The 20,943-nt window shown below is 58.7% G+C and carries 18 protein-coding genes and 1 pseudogene; 6 read left to right on the top strand and 13 right to left on the bottom strand.

Annotated elements, in window-relative coordinates:
* Positions 1–171: 171 nt before the first annotated feature.
* A pseudogene (locus ENE74_RS16415) lies at positions 172–1,383 on the top strand (TonB-dependent receptor); the annotation flags it as partial.
* Between the two features lie 26 nt (positions 1,384–1,409).
* Here ENE74_RS16415 and ENE74_RS18740 read toward each other — a convergent pair.
* Positions 1,410–1,931: a hypothetical protein gene (locus ENE74_RS18740; protein ID WP_420902606.1), complete on the bottom strand. Its 522-nt coding sequence runs from the start codon at positions 1,929–1,931 to the stop codon at positions 1,410–1,412.
* Positions 1,932–2,264: 333 nt separating this feature from the next.
* Between ENE74_RS18740 and ENE74_RS16405 the strand changes: the two genes are divergently transcribed.
* Entirely contained in the window at positions 2,265–2,951 is a 687-nt protein-coding gene (locus ENE74_RS16405; protein ID WP_127691964.1) for a hypothetical protein, read from the top strand.
* A gap of 97 nt (positions 2,952–3,048) precedes the next feature.
* Here the strand turns inward: ENE74_RS16405 and dmpG are convergent, their stop codons facing one another.
* Genes dmpG through ENE74_RS18330 form a run of 4 tightly spaced genes read right to left on the bottom strand, consistent with a single transcriptional unit; the run spans position 3,049 to position 6,091 of the window.
* Positions 3,049–4,092, bottom strand: coding sequence for a 4-hydroxy-2-oxovalerate aldolase (gene dmpG, locus ENE74_RS16400; protein WP_127691963.1), 1,044 nt, complete (start codon positions 4,090–4,092; stop codon positions 3,049–3,051).
* The gene (locus ENE74_RS16395) at positions 4,089–5,042 is read right to left on the bottom strand and encodes an acetaldehyde dehydrogenase (acetylating) (protein WP_127691962.1); all 954 of its coding nucleotides are present in this window, start codon (positions 5,040–5,042) and stop codon (positions 4,089–4,091) included. The genes dmpG and ENE74_RS16395 overlap by 4 nt, the downstream gene beginning before the upstream one ends.
* Positions 5,043–5,054: 12 nt before the next feature.
* Entirely contained in the window at positions 5,055–5,849 is a 795-nt protein-coding gene (locus ENE74_RS16390; protein ID WP_127691961.1) for a fumarylacetoacetate hydrolase family protein, read from the bottom strand.
* Positions 5,846–6,091 carry a hypothetical protein gene (locus tag ENE74_RS18330; RefSeq protein WP_164847527.1) on the bottom strand — a complete coding sequence of 82 codons (246 nt, stop codon included), beginning with the start codon at positions 6,089–6,091 and terminating at the stop codon, positions 5,846–5,848. Before ENE74_RS18330 ends, ENE74_RS16390 begins: the two co-directional genes overlap by 4 nt.
* 220 nt (positions 6,092–6,311) lie before the next feature.
* On the opposite strand from ENE74_RS18330, the gene ENE74_RS16385 reads away from it, so the two are divergent.
* Together ENE74_RS16385 and ENE74_RS16380 are read left to right on the top strand one after the other, a co-directional pair.
* On the top strand, positions 6,312–6,932 hold the full coding sequence (locus tag ENE74_RS16385) for a 3,4-dihydroxy-2-butanone-4-phosphate synthase (protein ID WP_164847526.1): 621 nt from the start codon (positions 6,312–6,314) through the stop codon (positions 6,930–6,932).
* Positions 6,933–6,955: 23 nt separating this feature from the next.
* On the top strand, positions 6,956–9,712 hold the full coding sequence (locus ENE74_RS16380) for a helix-turn-helix transcriptional regulator (protein WP_127691959.1): 2,757 nt from the start codon (positions 6,956–6,958) through the stop codon (positions 9,710–9,712).
* On the opposite strand, the gene ENE74_RS16375 is transcribed toward ENE74_RS16380, so the two are convergent.
* The 3 genes from ENE74_RS16375 to ENE74_RS16365 all read right to left on the bottom strand — a co-directional run bounded on the left by ENE74_RS16375 (position 9,702) and on the right by ENE74_RS16365 (position 12,108).
* Positions 9,702–10,220, bottom strand: a complete 519-nt coding sequence (locus ENE74_RS16375) for a nuclear transport factor 2 family protein (RefSeq protein WP_127691958.1) — start codon at positions 10,218–10,220, stop codon at positions 9,702–9,704. The genes ENE74_RS16380 and ENE74_RS16375 overlap by 11 nt on opposite strands.
* Positions 10,217–11,284, bottom strand: coding sequence for an alkene reductase (locus ENE74_RS16370; RefSeq protein ID WP_277601385.1), 1,068 nt, complete (start codon positions 11,282–11,284; stop codon positions 10,217–10,219). Before ENE74_RS16370 ends, ENE74_RS16375 begins: the two co-directional genes overlap by 4 nt.
* A gap of 62 nt (positions 11,285–11,346) precedes the next feature.
* Positions 11,347–12,108 carry an SDR family NAD(P)-dependent oxidoreductase gene (locus ENE74_RS16365; RefSeq protein ID WP_127691956.1) on the bottom strand — a complete coding sequence of 254 codons (762 nt, stop codon included), beginning with the start codon at positions 12,106–12,108 and terminating at the stop codon, positions 11,347–11,349.
* A 107-nt stretch (positions 12,109–12,215) separates the two neighbouring features.
* Here ENE74_RS16365 and ENE74_RS16360 point away from each other — a divergent pair, with 107 nt between their 5' ends.
* Complete coding sequence (locus ENE74_RS16360) at positions 12,216–13,160, top strand: SMP-30/gluconolactonase/LRE family protein (protein WP_241242059.1); 945 nt, start codon at positions 12,216–12,218, stop codon at positions 13,158–13,160.
* On the opposite strand, the gene ENE74_RS16355 is transcribed toward ENE74_RS16360, so the two are convergent.
* The 5 genes from ENE74_RS16355 to ENE74_RS16335 are packed head-to-tail and all read right to left on the bottom strand — an operon-like array spanning position 13,150 to position 18,356.
* Positions 13,150–14,256, bottom strand: a complete 1,107-nt coding sequence (locus ENE74_RS16355; protein ID WP_127691955.1) for an NAD(P)/FAD-dependent oxidoreductase — start codon at positions 14,254–14,256, stop codon at positions 13,150–13,152. The genes ENE74_RS16360 and ENE74_RS16355 overlap by 11 nt on opposite strands.
* Positions 14,256–15,185 (bottom strand): alpha/beta hydrolase, encoded by a 930-nt coding sequence (locus ENE74_RS16350; protein WP_127691954.1) that lies wholly within the window; start codon positions 15,183–15,185, stop codon positions 14,256–14,258. Before ENE74_RS16350 ends, ENE74_RS16355 begins: the two co-directional genes overlap by 1 nt.
* Before the next feature lie 20 nt (positions 15,186–15,205).
* Positions 15,206–16,120 carry a DODA-type extradiol aromatic ring-opening family dioxygenase gene (locus ENE74_RS16345; RefSeq protein ID WP_164847525.1) on the bottom strand — a complete coding sequence of 305 codons (915 nt, stop codon included), beginning with the start codon at positions 16,118–16,120 and terminating at the stop codon, positions 15,206–15,208.
* A 38-nt stretch (positions 16,121–16,158) separates the two neighbouring features.
* Complete coding sequence (locus tag ENE74_RS16340) at positions 16,159–17,034, bottom strand: alpha/beta fold hydrolase (protein ID WP_127691952.1); 876 nt, start codon at positions 17,032–17,034, stop codon at positions 16,159–16,161.
* 14 nt (positions 17,035–17,048) lie between these two features.
* Positions 17,049–18,356, bottom strand: a complete 1,308-nt coding sequence (locus ENE74_RS16335) for an LLM class flavin-dependent oxidoreductase (RefSeq protein ID WP_127691951.1) — start codon at positions 18,354–18,356, stop codon at positions 17,049–17,051.
* Between the two features lie 202 nt (positions 18,357–18,558).
* Here ENE74_RS16335 and ENE74_RS16330 point away from each other — a divergent pair, with 202 nt between their 5' ends.
* Positions 18,559–20,931, top strand: coding sequence for a TonB-dependent receptor (locus ENE74_RS16330; RefSeq protein WP_164847524.1), 2,373 nt, complete (start codon positions 18,559–18,561; stop codon positions 20,929–20,931).
* Positions 20,932–20,943 lie beyond the last annotated feature (12 nt).

Genomic DNA, 20,943 nt, shown 5'->3' with positions numbered 1-20,943 from the left:
TCCGGTCGGGCTACGCCCGCCCTCCGCCGCACGCAGCGCAAGGCCATCTTCAACAAACCAACATCATATCCGAAAAGGGGTCCCTCTTCGACGCCGATCGGGGGTCCCTTTTGAACGCCGTTTGACAATCTTGGTCCGGCAAGCCTCACCTCCGTAACCGGATATCGTGGCTGGACAGATGTTCGGCTATCAGACGGCGACTCTTCGATCCGTGATGAACAGACAACAGCCAATCGAGGTGATGTCGATAGCATAAGCCAGGAGGTGCGCCTTGCGTCCCAAGGGGAAGGTGCATTCGAATGGCTGGTTGGAACCTATTTCTATCGTGAAGTGAATCACCTCAATTCGGAGATCGCGCTCAGTTTTCCGACGCCTTTTGGTTTGCAGAAGTTTGTCGGAACATCGGCCACGCGCCTCGTCGATCGCAGCCAGGCCGCCTTCGGCCAGGCAAGCTACACCTTGGCGCCGGGATTTAAGATAACGGCGGGTGGGCGAGTCAGTAAGGACCGCCAGCGGATTTCGGCCCAGCGCGGTGGCTTCATTCCGAACTTGATTTCACCCGGCAGCGATCGTTTCAGTACAGTCGATACGGACGTCAGCTTGAAAGCTGCGGTGCAGTATGAGCCGTCTGACGCTGCAACACTGTACGCGACAGTATCTGAAGGGTATAAAAGTGCAGGCATAAATGCCGCTGCATTACCCCCTAGCTTGGCCGCGCAGCAGATATTTCGCCCGGAGCGGTCGATCAATTACGAAGCGGGTTACAAGGGGTTCCTGTTTGGCAGGCGGCTCAGCCTTGACGCTGCAATCTTCTACATAGGCTATAACGATCTCCAAGTGTTCCGCTCCGATCCGCTGACATTCACCAATTACGTCAGTAATGCCGAAAAAGCCCGTTCGTACGGTGCAGAAATTGAGCTGCGCGCACGGCTTACCGACCGTCTTGATGTCAGTGGATCGGCTGCAATCAATCGGACCGCCTATCGCCGGTTCGCTGAATGCGCCGTCGGTACAGATTGCACGGGCAATCGTCTCGCCAATGCGCCTTCGATGACGGCCAACGGACGTGTCAGCTATGCCGCGCCGCTTGGTAATGCCCTCGAATTGCGGATTGGTACGGATATTTCCTATGTCGGCCGTACATATTTCGAGCCGACAAATGCGGTCGAGTCACGACGCAGCGGTTTTGCGATTTGGAATCTGGATGTGGCGCTGAGCGAGATCGGCAAGGGCTGGACCCTGTCGGCCTATGCGAAAAATCTGACGGATAGAGACTATTTCACCGACACGTTGGAAGTGCCACTGGCTACAGGGGGTTCCGCATGGCGCTACCTTCCGGCTGCACCGCGAACGTTCGGTGTCCGCCTCCGCTATGGCTTCTGATCGTGCTTGATAACCGTCCAGGATATCTATCGGTGCTCCGCCGCATTGCCGGGACCAACCAGAAAATCGACATAGGCATCGACTTCGCCACCAATCGCCTCGTTCTTCTCACGCGTGATGAAGTGCAGCAAGCTCATCCCACCCAGCAGGGCAATGGCAATGTGTGGCACATGTCGGCCCTCTACAAGCTGTTTCCTGGCCGCCTTGTCGAGCCACTCCGAAACGGCGGCATGAAGTTCCGGCAAGCTTGGAAAACCGACTTCCATGGCCATCGGTCCAATGGGTTTTGTAACGCCGATTGCTCTGAAGCCGTCCGCGGCAAGCACCGACATCTCTCCGACTTCGGCAACGGCGCGCGCCAAAGCGACCAACTGCGTCCGAAATATCGATCGATCTGCGCTAGGTTCGGTCCGGATTGTATCGGTCCAGGAAAAAGACCGGCCATGCCACCGCAGAGCCTGAACAATCAGGTTCTGCTTGGTGTCGAAACGGCGAAAGAGTGCCGCCTGCGTGATATCGAGCCGTTCGGCAACCTGTTGCACGGACATCGCCGGGCCACCTTGGCGCAGTGCCGCAAGGGTGGCGTTCAGAATATCCTCGTCGGACGCCTTGCGTGGACGATTCATCTTGCAACCAGCGTGAAGGGTGAAATCAGCAGCACGTCACAGCCCATAGCCAGCCGCCGATTGCCACACAACAGGAACTGGGCCGATGAAGACTAAAGCTGGCGCGTCTTTTCGAAAGAGATTGCGCAACGCCTTCGCTTGGCTGTGCGTCATCGCGTTACCACTGTTGCTCTTCACTTGCTGGGATGTCAGTCGACCTCAGGCCGATCCTGACGTCGGCGAAGGTCGCGCAGCCGATGCAACCGGCGTCATGTCATGACGCTGCTTGGCCAGGACACCTCTCTCAAGCTAGCCAATCTTCTGATTGTGTTGCCACTTTCAGCCTATTGGCTGTTCGCCACGCCAAGTGCGCCGCCACTATGGCAGATTTCCCTTTGTGCATATTTCGGTGTTGCTTATCTGCTCGCAACATTGGTTCCCGGCAATGCGTTGCGGATCAATCTTTGGCCCGATCGCAAACGGCTGTGGCGCTCGCTCGCCCTTCGTCGACGTACATTCGGCCTTATGTCCGGGCTCTGGTTTTTCGGTCACTACAATCTTGGCGTCAAAATGCTGCGGGTCGAGATCGGCGGGCCGCAGGAGATACAACCGCGCTATGATCCGGTATTGGACAACGGTCAGCTCGCGACATTCATTTTCATGATCCTGTTCGTGACATCCTATGGCTGGGCCATGCGGGCACTGAAGGCCGACTGGCGCAGGCTTCATGGCCTTGCATGGTTTGTCGTCCCGCTAATCCTTGTCCATTCGATCAGTGCACGTCTCGCTTTCGAACAGCGGCTGCCGCACGTCAGCCTTGCGATACTGCTCGGGATAATCCTGTTCGCTCTTTACGAATTTCGAACGCTTTCAGCCCGCAATCATCAGGATAGGGCGCGCCATCTTTTGCTTTTGCTGGCGGGGACGGTTGTCGCTGTGTGCTACCGATTCTTCTACAGGTGATTTGCCCAGCCCAGCCTTGAGTCTGCAAGGAGCCTGCGTGTTCCCCATCGTGCGTCTGTTGTATAATTCAAAGGCATGCCGTGCGGTCGAAAAACGATCAAGCCATCGCGCGCGCCGAAAGCATGTCCAGAGCGACATCGACAATCATGTCCTCTTGGCCGCCGACCATCTTTCGCCGCCCCAGTTCCAGCAGAATCTCGCGGGTATCGATGCCGTATGTTTCGCTCGCCCTTTCTGCGTGACGCAGAAAGCTGGAGTAGACACCGGCATAGCCCAGGCTCAGCGTTTCGCGGTCTACACGTACCGGGCGATCCTGAAGTGGTCTCACCAGATCCTCTGCGGCGTCCATCAGTAACTTGACGTTGCATCCGTGGTTCCAGCCCTTGCGATCTGCAGCGGCGACGAACACCTCAAGCGGTGCATTCCCTGCGCCTGCGCCCATGCCGGTGAGCGAGGCGTCTATGCGGACAGCTCCGCATTGCGCAGCGACAAGGGAATTGGCGACACCGAGCGAAAGATTATGATGCGCATGGATGCCGCGCTGGGTTTGCGGTTTAAGCACCCGGTCATAGGCCTCGAAACGCGCGCGGACACCGTCCATGTCGAGAGCGCCGCCACTGTCGGTGACGTAGATGCAATGCGCGCCAAAGCTCTCCATTAACAGCGCCTGTTGCGCCAAGGCGTCCGGTTCAATCATGTGGCTCATCATCAGGAACCCGGCGACGTCCATGCCCAGATCTCGTGCTATGCCAATATGCTGCTTTGCAACGTCCGCCTCCGTGCAATGCGTCGCGACACGGACAGATCGGACCCCGATGGCGTGGGCGCGCCGCAGTTCCTCGACGGTGCCGACACCGGGCAGGATCAATGTGGTCAGAACACACTTATCGAGCACGTCTGCAACCGCCTCGAGCCATTCCCAATCGGTGTGCGCGCCAAAGCCGTAATTGAAGCTGGCGCCGGACAGTCCGTCGCCGTGCGCTACCTCTATAGCGTCTACCCCGGCCGCCTCGATCGCGGTCGCAATCGCTCGGACATGCTCGATGCCGTACATGTGCCGAATGGCGTGCATGCCATCGCGCAGTGTTACGTCCTGGATGTAAAGCTTGGCGCCCGCATCAACATGAAAATCTGTCATCATGCTGCCTTTCCGGTGTGGACGAGCGCCATCCGCCTTGCGGCAATCAATTCGCCCGTTGCCTTGGCGGCAGCGGTCATTATGTCGAGGTTTCCCGAATAGCTTGGCAGATAGTCGCCGGCGCCTTCGACCTCGAGCATGATCATGGATTTGATACCCGTAAACTCGCCCATGCCGGGAATCCGCAGCGGGGCGTTGCCGCCGAAACGCTCGAACTGCACCTCCTGCTTCAGCCGATAGCCGGGCACATATTTCTGCACTTCGCATACCATTTCCGCCACCGATTGACGGATCGCTTCTTCGGTACCACCCTCACTGAGCGTAAAAACGGTATCGCGCATAATCATCGGCGGTTCGGCGGGGTTGAGGATGATGATCGCTTTGCCGCGCGCGGCGCCCCCCACCACTTCGATCGCGCGGGCCGTGGTGCGCGTAAACTCGTCGATATTGGCCCGCGTTCCGGGTCCCGCAGAGCGCGACGACACAGAGGCCACGATTTCGGCATAATGCACCTTGTCGGAAACGCGGGTAACAGCTGCGACCATGGGGATGGTGGCCTGTCCACCGCAGGTCACCATGTTGACATTGGGCTGGTCCAGATGTGCGTCGATGTTGACCGGCGGCACGGTGAACGGGCCAATGGCGGCGGGAGTCAAGTCCACCACCTGAATGCCGTCGGCCCGCAACGCTGCGTCATGGACCTTGTGTGCATAGGCGCTGGTTGCATCGAATGCGATACCGATCTCCGCATAACAGGGTAATCGCCTAAGTCCCTCAATGCCATCGTGCGTCGTCGCGATGCCGTGCTCGCGGGCCATGGCCAGCCCTTCAGAGGCTGGGTCTATGCCGACCACGGCAACAAGTTCCATGTTTTGCGGGTATCTGATCATTTTGATCATCAGGTCTGTGCCGATGTTGCCGGACCCGATGATTGCTGCCTTGACGCGTACCATGCCAATATTCCTTCAGATAAATCGGGCGATGCAGGAGCCGATCGCTTGCCCCCGGTCAGTCAGGATCATTTCGAAAACATCGCCGGCGACAGCTGGGGCGAGCGGAACGAGACTTCCCGACAGGATGATGTCGCCTGCATCGAGACAGACGCCAAACCCGCCCAGTGTGTTGGCGAGCCAAGCTACGGCTTCGGCAGGGTCGCCCTGCACCGCCGATCCAAACCCTTCAGAGATTGGCTTGCCGTTCTTGCTGACTGTGACATGCAGGTCCGGCAGGCTCAGTGGTGCGGGATCGAGCCGTTCCTCTCCCAGCACGAACACGCCACAAGACGCATTGTCTGCTATCGTATCGACAATCGATATCTTCCAATCGCGAATCCGGCTGTCGACGATCTCGAAGCAGGGGGCGATGCTCGCAGTCGCCGCCAGCACGTCGGCGGCGGTGATGCCCGGGCCTCTCAAGGAATCGCGCAGAATGAAGGCGATCTCTGCTTCGGCCCGTGGTGCGATAAGGGCTTTGGCGTGGATGTCGATATCTCCATGCACTTGCATCCAGTCGGTGAGGAAACCGAAGTCTGGTTGGTGCACACCAAGCATGTCCTGCACGGCCTTGCTGGTGACGCCGATTTTTTTGCCGACGACCCGCTCACCGTCGGCAAGGCGCCGCTGGAGGAAGCCCAACGAAACCGCATATGCCTGTTCGATATCGAGATCGGAGTGACGCTGCACCAAGGGTGTGAGCACCTCGCGCCTGCGGAGCGCCGTGTACAGTTCAGCAGACAGGTTTGCCAACAACGCCGCAGTCATTGGTAGCGTCCGGTGCAATGGACGATAGGCCAAGCGCTGTCCAAATGGTCGGTCGCCGTAACCCGCCCGGCAATAATGCGCTGGCTGTCACATTTAGTTGCAGCATCGACTACGCATGCGATCACAGCGATCGCATTCAAGCAGGCGAGCGGCGATGGCAGGTCCATTGCACGATAGCGCGCCATGGCAGCGCCGTCAGCCGCTATATTGCTTTTCGAACGAATCGCTTCTTCGTGCTGCATGGCAGTACGTTTCCTCGTGTTTCCGTCACCGGCACTTCGCCCAATGTTCTGGTCAGCGCACCTAACCTTTGGCGGGTCCGCATCGTGCGATTCGAAGATATGCATGCACTGGAGATCCGCAGTTGGCCGATGCCGGCCAACGCAAGATGCGGACCAGAATGAAGGAGCGGAGATTATGAATATGCTGTTGCGGGACAGGCCTTCCAGCCGCCTTTCAATGTTGGTCGATCATGATGCGCTTGAGCGTCGCGGACGCGCGCTGTTCGTCCGGGCGGCGAAAGGCATTGCGGCGGCAGACGTCAATCTCATGGCCAAGCACGGGCGGGGGCTGATCTCGGCGGCGATGCGGCCAAGCCGAGCCTTTGCTCTCGGCCTCCAGCCCATGGCAGCGATCTCTCCAGAACGGGCCGCGTCACCCTATATGGCCAGCGTCGAGGCGACGCGGTGCAGCGAAACCGGGATCTCCGCCGCCGAACGAGCACTGACTCTGCATGTTTTGGGTGCGCCGGATACCCAGCCTGAAAATCTCGTCACACCAGGGCATATCATGCCGGCTGTTATTCGCGAAGATGCACCCGGCGCGCTTGAACTGGTCTCGATCGCGCTTGATCATGAGGGCCGCACCAACGGTGCTGAGGTAATTGCTTGGTGCGATATTTTGGATAACGAAGGCGAAGTGGCCTCTTGGACTTACGCAGTCAGGCTTGCCCGGCATCTGGGCTGCCCGCTGCTGGTGCGGAGAGGCAATGCAGTGGTGGATGCCGATGCCCTCGCAACCAGTCGGCGGCAGCCGGTGATTCCGGTGTTGGACAGCGGTCTTGAACTCAGCCATTTTGCGTGAGGCTACGAGAAGGAACCGGCGCATTGAAGTCCAAGCCAGAAACCGTCCAGGCCGGATTGTCGGGATATATACTGGCAGCAAAGCTTGCGCCCCCAAAGACGCATGGCGTCGACCTGATCGAGCGGGTGGGTTTGGCCCAGCGGATCAAGTCGGCTTTGAGCCTGGCCGCTACCATTGTGGTGGCGCCCGCAGGCTATGGCAAGACGACGCTGCTCTGTCTTTGCTATGCCGATCTCAAGGCCAGCGGTGAAACCGTTGCCTGGCTCACACTGGATGACAGCGATGACGACAAGCTGCTCTTCGCCAACCACTTGGTTTCCTCGCTGATACGCAGCAACCCCGGGATCAGCGAGCGGTTGAAGGTCACGCCGGACTATAAGGTTGATCTCGACCTGAAGTCCGCGACTATTGCTATTCTTAATGCAGTCGAACACAGTGAGCGCCGAACAATATTGTTTATCGACGATCTCCATTGCGTGAGCGACACCGATGTGCGTCAGTCGATTTCGCAGTTGGTTAATTCGTCCAGCCGATACCTGCATGTCGTCATCGGCTCGCGCTCGGTTCCGGCCATTCGCTTGGCTAAACTGCGTGCTCAGGGACTTATCGGCGAAATTGGGCTGGAAGAGCTCAAATTTAACAAACACGAAGCTGCGATGTTTCTCGAACAGGCAATGGGATCGACCCTGGATACCGGGCAGATTGAAAGTTTTTATGCCCGTACCGAAGGTTGGCCGGTCGGCCTCAGGCTGATTGCGCTGACTGCGGGGCAGGGCGGCATTCGCGAATATCCGCAACTTTTGCCCGGCTCAGCTGTCGCTGAGTTCTTGCGCGACGAGGTTTTCGAGAACCTGCCGCAAGCACTTGCCGAGTTCGTGGCCGATTCCGGCGTACTCGGTGAGTTCTCCGCCGAACTGTGTGACCATGTACTCGACAGGTCGGACAGCGCCGAGCGCATTGGCGAGATCGAGGGGCTACAGTTGTTTATCATGCGTGTCGGCGAACCCGGCTGGTTCAGATTTCATCAGATTTTTGCTGAATCGGTAGCCGCTCTCGTCACGCGTCGCGACCCCGCACGCAAGGCAATGCTGCACCAGCGCGCAGCAAGCTGGTTTTGCAAGCGGGGTTATCCGGCGCGGGCGCTAAAGCACAGTTTTGCCGCAGGAGACCCGGAAGCGACAGCGCAATTGCTTAGCAAAGTTGCGCCCAAGCTGATCCAGTCAGGCCGCGAGGGCACGCTGTTGCGTTATGCCGCTGAACTGCCCGAAGAACTGCTCATCGACTATCCTGAACTACAGCTGGAGCGTGCCTACACTCTCACGCTGACGTGGCAATTTGGCGAGGCGCAACGCATCCTGCGCAATGTCAAGGCGGCGCTTACCAGTGGCGTGTCGGCGGCCCGCTGGGCTGAGCTGGGGATTGACCTGGAGCGTGTCCTGCGCAAGCAGGTTTATTGCGAAATGCAGCTTGCAATCCTCAGTGACGATATGGTCAAGGCCGAGGCGCTTGCTCACCAGTGGCTCTCGATGGACGGTGAGTATTCCTATTTTGAAGGCGCCGTCAGCCATACCTCGTTGCTCTATGCACAGCGTGAGCGGTTCAACTGCCAAAATCTTGGTTCGTCAGGCAAGGCGCGCGTGATATTTGTCAGCCACGACAATCGTTGGGGCACCATCTGGCATGATTGCATCATCGGCGCGGGCTACGTGCAGTTGGGTCAGCTTGCCAAGGCCCAGTCCATTTTCGGGGGCGCCTTCGAAACTGCGATCGATGTGGTTGGGCGATCCAATCCGACTACAGCCATGCCAGCGCTGCATCTCGCTGAGCTTGCCTTGGAGCGTGGCGATGCCATCGAGGCCGATGCGCTGATTGAGGAGTTCCTGCCGCTTTCGACTCGGATAGGCTTGGTGGATCAGCTGATCGCTGGATATTACACCAAGGTTCGTCTTGCGCAGATGATCTCAGCCGAAGCCGCCCTCGGCGTTATCGATGAAGGTGCCGAGATTGCCCTTTCACGCGACTTTGATCGGCTTAGCCAATTCCTGATCCTAGATCGTCTTCGCATCCTATCCGGGATGGGCAACATCGGCGAAGTCAGGCGGGTGTCGATCGTGAACAATCTGGTGACCAGCGGCGATCTGCCCGTTCCGGGACCAGGTCAGGCGAGTGCCGTTGCCGGGCGGGTGCTTGCTGCGTCCTATCTGGCTATCGCGGAAAACCGCCTTTCTGAAGTAGATATGATCCTGCGCCGCTGGATGCGCTTTCTCGAGACGCATCAGTTTGCGCGCCTCAACATCCGCTTCGCGCTTCAACTCGCACATGCCCAGATCTTGTTGGGTGATCCAAAAGCATGTCATCGTACCCTTCGCAGCGCGCTCCATATGGGTATGCAGGGCGGGTTCCTCCGCATCTTCTCAGACGCCAACAGCGCCGTGCGGCAGCAGATCGAACACATGAAGCTGGGTCTCGGCACCGGGGCTGGCGAGCTCGCGTCATATCACGAGCGAGTCATCGCCTCCTTTGCTCGGCCAAAGGTGCTGGCGTCCAGCCGGTCGGTCAATTTGGAGGAGCTAGGGGGGCAATATCAGGCGCTGAATGACCGGGAGGCGGAAATCCTGCTCATGGTGGCCATGGGCATGATGAATGCGCAAATCGCCGAAGAATCCGGCCTGACTGTCGGCACGGTCAAATGGTATCTCCAGCAGATTTATAGCAAACTTGGGGTCAACCGTCGCTCCGAAGCGGTGTTCAAGGCTCGGCAGATCGGCCTCATTGCTTAACCATCCGTGACGGATCGAAAACGCGCGCAACTGCTGACGCCACGGGCTCCCGGCTGAAATCGAACAGTCCGACATTGCCCGACACCCATTGGAACCAATGTCGGACGCCGGCGATTTTCCACCCCTGCGACATCAAGACGAAGTCGAAATCATACCATCCGTATTGGGTGTTGTGAGCAGCGCCGTTGTCGCTCGGTAGAAAATGGCGTGCAGTCATATGCACGCGCGCTTTGGCCCTGTGACCATCCAGCGTAATCTGAATGTTGCTATAAGCATGGTGCCGACGAACGGGAGCAAGCGCATGCCGCGCAAAATCGGTCCAGTCGTCGGCTGCAACTTCCACTTCGGGAAAGCCGGTGAGCCGCTCGAAATCGATCCTGACGCGGTCACAAAGGCAGGCTCGATAAAGGTCCCAGTCTCCCGAATCGAGGCCCCAGCCAAATTCGTGGATAAGCTGGGTCAGTCGATCTTTTTCGATCAGGGCTGCAATGTCTCGAGAATCGTTCATACCAAAGCGGCAGCGTAATCGGTGTAGCCGACTTCCAGCGGCTGGCCTGGTAGGCCATAGACGTTCGTATAGTCGGGTATCGACAGCACTGTTCCTGTCTTGAGGCGGGCTGGAAGATCGGGGTTGGCGATGAACGCTTGACCGAAGGATACCAAGTCAGCGCCGCCCTGAGCAATCAGTAGCGACGCCCTTTCGCCGGAGAATCCGCCATTGGCCAAGAGGGGCCCGGCATAATGCTTGCGGGCAAAGGCCACGGTCTCGCCGAGGAGCAGGTCAGGGCTTTCGTCGCCCGGCAGAGGTTCCATCATGTGGACATAGGCGAGATCGGCTTCGTTCAACTGGCCCAGCACATAGGCAAAGGTTGTTTCGGTCCGGCTGTCGGTCATGCCATGTGCGCGACTGGCTGGTGACAGTTTCACCCCGACATCATGCCCGAAGAACTGCTGTACCGCAGTGATGATCCCGAGCAGGAACCGCGTCCGGTTTTCTGCGCTACCGCCATAGATGTCGGTACGCTGGTTGCTCCCATCGCGTAGAAACTGATCAATGAGATAGCCGAACGCGCCGTGTATCTCAACGCCATCGAACCCCGCCAAGCGCGCCCGCTGCGCGGCTTTGCCGAAAGCACGGATTATGTCCTGAATCTCCTCGATGGACAGGGCACGGGGTGTGGACAGGGGCTGCTTGCCTGTTGGAGTGTGCAATTCGCCCACCCCGACGATCGCGCTGGGGGCAAGCGGTGCCGCGCCTGCGGGCATCAGTGACGTGTGCGCGACCCGGCCCGAATGCCAAAGTTGCATGAAAATCTTGCCGCCAGCAGCATGCACGGCGTCAGTTACGAGCCGCCATCCGTCGATGAAATCATCGCCATAGATGCCAGGACAGTTTATGTAGGCGGCGCTGGTGTCCGATATCATCACGCACTCGGTGATGATCAGCCCGGCCGATGCCCGTTGCGCATAATATTCGGCCATGATCGCATTGGCCTTGCCATCCGGTGCGCGCAAACGAGTCATCGGGGCCATTACAATGCGGTTACTCAACTGATGCGTTCCCAGACGCACCTTTGAAAACAACGCTTCAGACGCCACGCGAACAGTCCTTTTGCAGATCTTCCCCAACGCCTTCACAATGCAACATAGCCACCATCCAAAGCAACATTTGCACCCAGCATGAAACTCGATCCGTCCGACAGCATCCAGGCCGCGGCGCGGGCGATTTCCTTGGGTGATCCCAGCCGTCCTATCGGGTGGCGGGCGAGCAACATCTCACGAAGTTCGGGATGAGCCTCCATCTGGCCGGTCATCATCGGCGTTTCGATCACACCGGGAGAGAGGGCATTGACCCGGATGCCACGCGCTCCATAGTCCAGCGCGGCGCCCCGGGTCAGCCCCAGCACACCGGCTTTCGCGCCACAATAGGCGACCATATTGAACTGTCCCACTTCACTCAGACCCGATGCATTGTTGACGATGCTGCCGCCACCGCCTTCCAGCATTGCGGGAATTTGGAAGCGCATGCTGTTCCATACGCCTTTCAGATTAGTGGCAATGACTTGATCGAATGCCTCTTCGGGATAATCCGCAGCGGGCATTAGAGGTCCATCGATGCCAGCGTTGTTGAACGCGCCGTTCAGCCGTCCATAGGCTTCGATTGCGCGCGCCACCATCGCGCAGCAGTCTTCGCTGACGGCGACATCGGCTTGGCAGGCGATGGCGTGACCGCCCTGGGCAATGATATCGGACGTCACTCGCTCGACTGATGCGAGCGTACGACCCGCTGCGACGATGCAAGCCCCTTCATCGGCAAAGTAGCGTGCTGCTGCTTCCCCGATGCCGCTACCTGCGCCTGTCACGATGATCACCTTGTCGCTAAGCATTCCTGCCATGTCGACTGCTCCTCTCCAACTCGTGCATATCTAAGCCAAGTGCCCTGAAGGGCCACCTATCTTTCAGCGGGTGGCTGTCGACACAGGCCGCGCGACTTTGGGCAACGATGAACAAGATCAGTAAGGAGAGCGCGATGGGCAGGTTCGAAGTGCTGGCAACCGGACTCAAGTTTCCTGAGGGTCCGATCCCCATGGCGGACGGTAGTGTGCTGTTCGTCGAGATCGCGCGGGGCACACTCAGCCGCCTCACGCGAGACGGCAACGTGGAGATTGTCGCCGAAACAGGTGGTGGCCCGAACGGCGCCGCTATCGGCCCGGACGGCAAGGTGTACGTCTGCAACAATGGCGGCTTCGAATGGCATGACGTAAATGGTGCGCTTCTCCCCGGCCTAACGCCCGCGGATTATGCGGGAGGCAGCATCCAACGGGTCGATCTGGCTACCGGTGTGGTTGAGACGCTATACACGCATTGCAACGGGGAACGGCTCAAGGGCCCGAATGACATCGTTTTTGACGCGCACGGCGGCTTTTGGTTTACCGACAACGGCAAACGCTATGCCCGAACAGAGGATGTCGGTGCGGTCTACTATGCCCTCTGCGATGGGTCTTTCATTTCCGAGCAGGTTTATCCGCGCAGCCATCCCAATGGTATAGGCATGTCTCCCGATGGTGCGACGCTTTATGTCAGCGAGACAATGTCGGGTCGTATCTGGCGCTACGCCGTGCCTCAGCCGGGGATGGCATTGGTGCCGCAGGGCCTCCTGAATGCCGAAGCATTACTTTACGGAGCAGGCGGCTTCGAGCTTTATGACTCCCTGGCGGTCGAGGCTGGCGGCAATATCTGTGTGGCGGCTCTGGCCACCGGCGGCATCCGGGTTATTTCACCCGAGGGCGAGACAGTTGAGTTCGTCGAAACAGGTGACCCCGTCACCACCAACATTGCCTTCGGCGGGCCTGACATGCAGACCGCTTATCTAACTCTGTCGGGCGTCGGCCATCTAATAGCAATGCGCTGGGCGCGCCCGGGGTTGAGGCTGGCCTTCAACGGTTGACCAACTCAGTGACATAGTCGGCGATTGCCAGCGCCGAAGTAAGGCCGGGCGATTCGATGCCAAAGAGGTTGATGAGGCCGGCGACGCCATGCACCGACCGACCTTCGATTCTGAAGTCCTGCTCAGCAGCCCCCTGGCCCGCAAGCTTCGGGCGGATTCCGGTGTAATCGGGCTGGATGCGCTCCGGATCGATGGCCGGGTAATAGGTGCGGATCGCGGCGATGAACTCATCAAAGCGACTGTCGTCGAACGCATAGTCGACATCGTGCACCCAGCGAACGTCGGGGCCGAACTTGGCCTGGCCGCCGAGATCCAGCGTCAGGTGGATGCCCAGTCCGCCATCCTCTGGTACGGGATAGATCAAGTGCCTAAATGGCGCACGACTGCTCATTTGGTAATAGTGCCCCTTGGCAAAATGCGCTGTCGGCACATGGCGGCTATCGAGTCCTGCGATGCGTGCTGCGACAGCCGGGGCATGCAGCCCGGCGCAGTTTATTACCGTTCCGGCAGTCAGTTCGATTGCCTCGTCGCCGCCTATGGCCAGCGTGATGCCATCCGAACCAACCGTTCCGGCTTCAACCTTGGCGCCTAAGACGACCATGCCGCCATGCGTTGCCAAATCGCCTTCCAACGCCAGCATCAGGCCGTGGCTGTCAACAATGCCGGTGGAGGGAGAGAAGAGTGCGGAGACCCCCACTAATTCTGGTTCAAGAGCGCGCAGTTCGTCTGCGGCAAGCCAAGCCAGATCATTAACGCCATTCGCCCGGGCATTTTCGTTGATTGCATTGAGGCGAACAGCCTGCTCCTCACTGGCCGCCACGATGATCTTGCCAATCCGCTGGTGCCCCACACCCCGGTCTGCGCAATAGGCGTAAAGCCGGTTTTTGCCCTCTCTGCAAAGCCGGGCCTTGAGCGAGCCAGGCCGGTAATAGATTCCCGCGTGGATTACTTCTGAATTGCGACTGCTGGTCTCGCTGCCGATCAAGCTGTGCTGCTCAAGCACCAGCACCTCGCGGCCTGATTCAGCCAGCGCGGCGCCGCAGGCCAAACCTACAACGCCCGCACCAATTACCAAGCAATCGACACGTTCCGTCATTATTTGCCCGCAGCCATCCTGAACGCTCGTGCAACCCAGCCGGCCACATGAGTCACGCAGCGATTGCCTTCGGGCATTGCGCCTCCAAAAGAGAAAAAGCCATGCACTTGGCCCTCATAGACGAAAAATGATGTCGGCACACCGGCGGTACGCAGTCGGGTCGCATAAGCGCGCGCCTCGTCGAACAGCGGATCTGTGTCTACAGCAATGATCATGGCCGGGGGCAATCCGTCAAGGTCAGGCTCACGCAGCGGCGAAGCACGGGGGTCGAGCACCGCGTCGCCGAAATGCAGGCTGACGGTACTTGTCAGCGCATCGTGGGTGGTGAAGGCGGCGCGGTCGAAGCGGCTTGGCGCCATGCCTGCCATGTCGAGCATCGGATAAAGCAGTACCTGGGCAAGAGGCATGGGCAAGCTTTTGCGTTTCGCGTCCTGTGCCACGGCGGCAGCCAGGTAACCGCCGGCGCTGTCGCCGCTTACGATGACAAGCCCAGGGTCGCCGCCCCACTCCTTGGCATGGCCGATCAGCCATTCGTAGACTGCGACGCAATCATCGACCGGCGCGGGAAACGGGTTTTCGGGCGCTTGACGATAGCGGGGCACTACAACCATGCACCCGACTTCATGGGCAAGCATCCGGTTGGTCGCATCGAAATCTTCCGGGGAGAGCATGATGCCACCGCCGCCATGGTAAAAAATCACCACCGGCAGCGGGGCGTCCGTGTCGCTTGGCCGGTAGATCAAACATTCTATTGCATGGTCGCTTGCTGGCACCATTGCGCAGGTCATGGTGACCCCGGTCGGCGGCACGGGCGCCATGCTTCGCCACAAGGCGCTGAATCCCGCGCGCTGCGCCTGAATGTCGGCAGGCGGCGGCGGCCCGGCGGCCAGGCTGTCGAGAAACCGCTTTGCATCCGGATCAATATACATCGTTGGCAGTTCCAGTTGGATCAGTGAGCGGTGGCGTGGATCAAGCCGAAGCCGGTAATCCAGCTTGGCAAAGCCCGATAATAGCTGTGCGCCGTGCGGTAGCCGCCACCGCTATAGGCCTTAAGCGCGGCGAGTGCGGCTATCCAGTTGCGGATTTCGCTACCCCCGCGGCCCCCCAGCCGAATGACGTCCGCATCGCTCTGTGCAGCGACAGTGGCGAGATCGCCTTCGGCAAAACGCTCTATCAGCCAGTTGTCCCATTGCGGATTGAGCGGCTGCAACGGACCCGCACCATGGCCATGCTCGCGACCGGCCTCAATGACATTAGCGGTGCGGACGGCCAATGAATCGGCGGTCCATTCGACGCCGTCGATCATCCGCTGCTGCACCTCGGGCGGCGAGGCGGTGAAGATCGGCAGCGGGGGGTCGTGCGACAGTCCGCCCGATCCCAGGAAAAGCACGTTCTTTTGCGGACAATGATCGCGGAAGAATGCGCCGATTGCCTGACCCAGCGCCAGCGAACGGCCGAGCGGCGGGCGCAGATCCCCGCCGCAATTGGTGAACACCGGGACGACGGGAACGCTTGCCGAATCCTCGAACAGCTTGTCGAGCGCCATGACCATCCCGTGGTCAAACAGCGCGTCATAGGATGTCGCTACATCGATCCCGGACGCGTGAAGATGCTCGACAAGTGCCCGGGCGATCGGTTCGTCCACTGCGAGTGGTGCCGCCGTTGTGCCGAAATCACCCAAGGTCCGCGCTCGCAAAGCCACCAGGAACGCGGGCATCAGCCGGAGCGAAAAGCCGCTGTTGTGATCGTTACCGAACTTGATAACAATGTCGGGGCGAAGTCGTGCTGTCGCTGCCCGGGCAAGTGCGAGTTCCTCGCGAATCTCGCACTCTTCATCAGGGGCGAGTAGTTCACCAAAGTTCATGAGCCCGCCATGCCCCATGCAGATACCCTCTGCTGACATCAGGCTGCGGCTCCCATCCGATCTCGCAACAGGAAGTCGAGCGATAGCCGGTTGTACTCTTCGGGTTTTTCATATTGCGGCCAATGCCCGCAGTTTTGCATTACAGCAAAGGCTGAACCGGGGATCCAGCTCGCGATCTCGCGTCCGGTCTCGACCGATGCCGTGGGGTCCTTGCTGGTCCAGATGACCAGCGTCGGAGCCTTGATCTGTCCCATGTTTTCGGGTGTCATAAGGTTGCGGCGGCGCGGCTCTTCCTGCTGCAAGCAGAGAATTTTGCGCATCGTCTCCTTCATGCCGGGTTGCGCGTAAATTCGGGTGCGGCATGCAACCAGATCGTCGGTGACCACCGAAGGATCGGCCATCAGCCATTCGAGCCGTGGCCTGGTCAAAGTCTCCGGGTCCTCGACCGCCGCCAATGTCTTGTCATAGACGGTCTGCATCACCTGAGCGTTCATAGTCGCGCCGCCCATGGTGTTGAGCACCAGCCTGTCGACCCGATCAGGATAATGGATCGCGAACCAGGCAGCAATCCAGCCGCCCATCGACTCCCCGCATATCGAAGCGCTGGCGAAACCCAGCGCGTCTAAGGTCGCCGCGAGGTGCGCGCAGTAATCAGGCATTTCATAGGCAACGTCGGGCTTCTCAGTCCAGCCATGGCCCAGATAGTCGATCAGCACCGTATCGAAATGCGCGGCATGCGCATCGAGATTGCGCAGAAACGCTTCCGCATGCCCGCCCGTCCCGTGCAGAAAGACGAGCTTGGGAGCAGACCGGCTTCCGGCGCGGATGAAGCGTGTGCGTACACCGCCTGCATCCAGATAGCCCTGTTCGAATGCCGAGCGATGGACATCGCCCCACAGGCTCAAAAAGGTCATCGGCTTGTTTCCTCTCAGGCTGCCGCTTTGCGATGGATGTTAGGACCGATCCTGTCGGTGAAGTTAGGCAGGACCTTGCGGGTCATCAGATCCAGATGCTTCATCATTTTGGCCTGTGGCAGCAGTTCGTTAGCCGTGAACAGCCAGAGATATTCGACTGGCATGGTTCGAAGTGCTGCTTCCAGCTGACGGTTGACCGTGTCAGGACTGCCGCAGAACAGGATGCCGCGGCGGATGAATTCCGAAATAGTTGATGGTATCGACTTCCAGTCTTCGCCTGGACGCGCAAGTACGGCGTTGAATCCGAACTGAGCGAAGAAGTAGGTCCACTCGAACATAGCCAGCTCGGCAAATTCCATTGCCTCTTCATCCGTTTCGCCGACGATCATGTAGCGCGCAAAGCCCAGCTTCTCGCCGCGCCGGGTGTAAACTCCGGCCTTTTCCCAGCCTCGCTGCGCGGCATCGATCTGTTCGGAAACAATCTGCGGATCGCACATGATACCTATTGGGACGAGGCCATTGGCGGCGGCGGTTTCGATCGACTTATGGCTCACCGAAAAGGGCTCGAACATTAGCGGCCGCTTGCGGTTATACATAGCCGGAGCCACGCCGATTTCCACTAGATTGCCGTCTGCATCAAGGCTGCGGCCGCCCATTTCGCGGCTCATACGCTGGCCTGGCCAGGCCGTCTTGGGTGCCGGAATCGTCCAGAAATCGCCCTTATGGGAAAATGTATCATTGTCCCACGCCTTCAGGATGATCTCGAGATGCTCGTAGAACAGGCGACGACGGTCATCGTCATAGCGCACGGGATCGGTGATATTGTCGGCAAGGCTGTACCGGTGCTGCGCCATGGTGTTGATCCAGCGTGTCTGGACGCCGCGGGCAAAGCCCGCGAAGGCGCGGCCTTGTGTCATTTGATCGAGCATGGTGACTTCTGCAGCCACGCGCAGCGGATCATGCACCGGCAACACATAACCAAGCGCGCCGAAGTTCAGATGCTGCGTCTGCATACCCAGATACAACCCCAGCATCGAAGGGCTGTTGGACAGGGTCATACCCTCAACAGAGAGATGATGTTCGGTAAAGCCCATGCCGAAATATCCATATTCGTCCATGAATTGGGCGATCTCGGTCAGGTCAGTCAGCATACGCTGGTACAGGTCGGTCCTGCGTCCAGCGAGGCCCTGCATCAGTTCTTCGCGTGATCCGACGGTCGGCGGAATGAAAAAGGCGACTTCCATGTGCATATCCCTCCTTACGTGATCCGTTGAAGCAGCGCGCACGCACTTCCGCTCATCCAGAACGTGTGCGCCTGCCACTCGAAGTTGCAGTGAAGCAGAGCGTAGAGGGCACGCCACCTATCTTTCGGTTGATCTTTGAGAAGGCTGTTCGCTGATGCCGGCGGCCTTTCGCCGCTGTGCCGCTTCGTCTCCTGCGCGTTCTGCCCGTCCAAAAGATAGGCGATTGAACCAGCCGCCATGTGCATTGAGGCTGCGAACCAACAAAAAGGGGAGGATAAAGATGATCTCGAGCAACACCCGTTACCGTCAGCAATGTGGCGTGGATCGCGCATTCCGTCTTACGCTATGTCGGGTCAGCACCGTCGCACTGATCGCTTCAGCTTTGTCCGCTGTACCTGTTCATGCCCAGCAAGCGGTCGTCGGCGATAATTTAGAGCAGATAGAAAACACCGGCGTGGTGGACCTGGTGGTCACTGCGCGCAAGCGGTCCGAAAGCATGCAGAGCGTACCGATAGCTATCTCGGCACTGGGCGGCGAACAATTGCAGCAGCGCGACGTGCAGAGCGTTATGGACCTCATGTCGGTTATACCCAATTTCCAGGCACCCAAAAACACGGTGTCATTCGCCGCACCACAATTTTATCTGCGCGGAGCAGGGCGCGCCAATAACAATTGGAATGCGGAAAATGCGGTCGCGGTGTTTGTTGACGACATCTATCTGCAATCCACCGCTGCGGCTTATGTCGACATGATTGATTTCGAACGGGTCGAAGTGCTGCGCGGTCCGCAGGGCACACTTTATGGACGTAATGCGACGGTCGGAGCAATCAAGTTCGTACCTCGCAAGCCAGACTTGCGTGACGTTACTGCCTCCGCCTCGGTCACCTTTGGCAGCCGCAACCGCATCGACGTCAAGGGCAATATCAGCGTTCCGCTTATCGCCGACAGGCTGGCGATCAAGCTGGATGGATATCGCACGCAGAATGACGGCTTCATGAAGCAGGTCGATGCAGCCAACCGTGTGCTGCGCGACGATATCTCTGAGACGCTACATTACGGCGCCCGTCTGGCTACTTATTTCAAGCCCAGCGACACGCTGGAGTTCGAGCTCAATCTGGATTTCTTCGAGCAGGATGACGGCACAAATCTTATGACCCCGATTGCTCCGCCGGATCCGACTTCGCTGGCACAGTTGCTGTCCAAAAATGGCTCCGTCAGGTTCACTCCAGTCTACGGTGTCAATCGTGGCGCGCTTGAGCCGCTGACCGCCATCGGCGGGTTTGAGCGCAAGCCGGGCCACCGGTTCGACGGCTATGGCGCTGTGTTCAAGGCTTCTGCGGAGACAGACATCGGCACATTAAAATCGATCACGGGCTTTCGCCATTATGATGGTCGATATCTTTCGCAGCTAGGCTCTGATTTTACTCGATCGACGATTTTCGGGATCACTCTGGGCAGTACCGTTGAATCGCGGGAGGATTACGACCAGTTCACGCAGGAATTGCAATTGTCAGGGTCGATTGGCGACCGGTTTAATTACACGCTCGGTGCATTTTATTTCAGCAACCAATGGGGGCAGCTGCAATATGGCTCCACCATCGGTGTGCCGGTCGAGTTCTCGCCGGTGACCCAGCCCGGCTTCACCGAGCGGTTTGGCGGCTCCTATCAAGATACATTCCAGGACGCCAAAAGCTACGCCTTGTATCTCGACGCAACCTGGGAAGTGATCGACAATATATTCCTGCTCGGAGGACTCCGGCAGACCTGGGATAAGAAGAAAGTCCGCTATGATTCACTCTTTGAGGACAATCAAACCCGCTATCCCGGCTTCCCGGTGTTTCCACGCGAGAACTTTAGCAAGTTTACGCCACGTGTCGGCGTCAACTGGCAGGCGACCCGGAACATTCTACTTTATGCAACTTACACGACTGGCTACAAGGCGGGCAATCTTGAGGGTGACCGCGCGACCGACCCGGTGCCAGCTTCGCGCTTTCTGGCTCCTGAAACGGTCAAGACCTTTGAGGCCGGAATTAAGGCTGACTGGTTCGATGGCACACTGCGCACCAATGTCACAGCCTTTTCCAGCAAATTCACCAATCATGCTGACCTGATCTCGCCCCAGACCGTGGCCATTTCGGACCAGCGGATTAACGGGCTTGAAGCGGAAGTCACTTGGGTGCCCACTGCAGGTTTGCAATTCTATGTCAATCTGGGTCTCCTCGACGCGAAATACATCCGCGCCGATTCGAGTCACCCGATCTTCGCCCCGGATTTCACCGGTTTCGCGCCGGGCTTGAACGCGAAGCCAGTCTCCACTCCGGATTACAGCTTCAGTGCCGGTGCGAATTACACGTTCGACCTGCGTGATGTCGGCAGTATCATGATCAATGCGGCAATGGATGGCGTGGGAGATCATTTCAATGGGCTGGGCGTCGCCAACCTCGATTCAGAACGTGTCGAGTCGTATGAAGTCGCCAATGCAAGCATTACCTATCTGACGCGCAGCGAAAAGATCACCGCAACACTCGGCGTGGAAAACCTGTTCGACAAAACCTATTGGGTCACAGGTTTTTTCGGATCGGTACCGGAGTATGCGGGACGTGCCTATGCCGACCGACGTACGTGGTACGTCCGGCTCAACTACCGCTATTGATGCCGACGGCGC

It is taken from the genome of Sphingobium algorifonticola (assembly GCF_004005485.1).
Taxonomy (GTDB): Bacteria; Pseudomonadota; Alphaproteobacteria; order Sphingomonadales; family Sphingomonadaceae; genus Sphingobium; species Sphingobium algorifonticola.
Note: the sequence above shows the minus strand (reverse complement) of the source record. Positions and strands in the feature narration are given on the sequence as shown.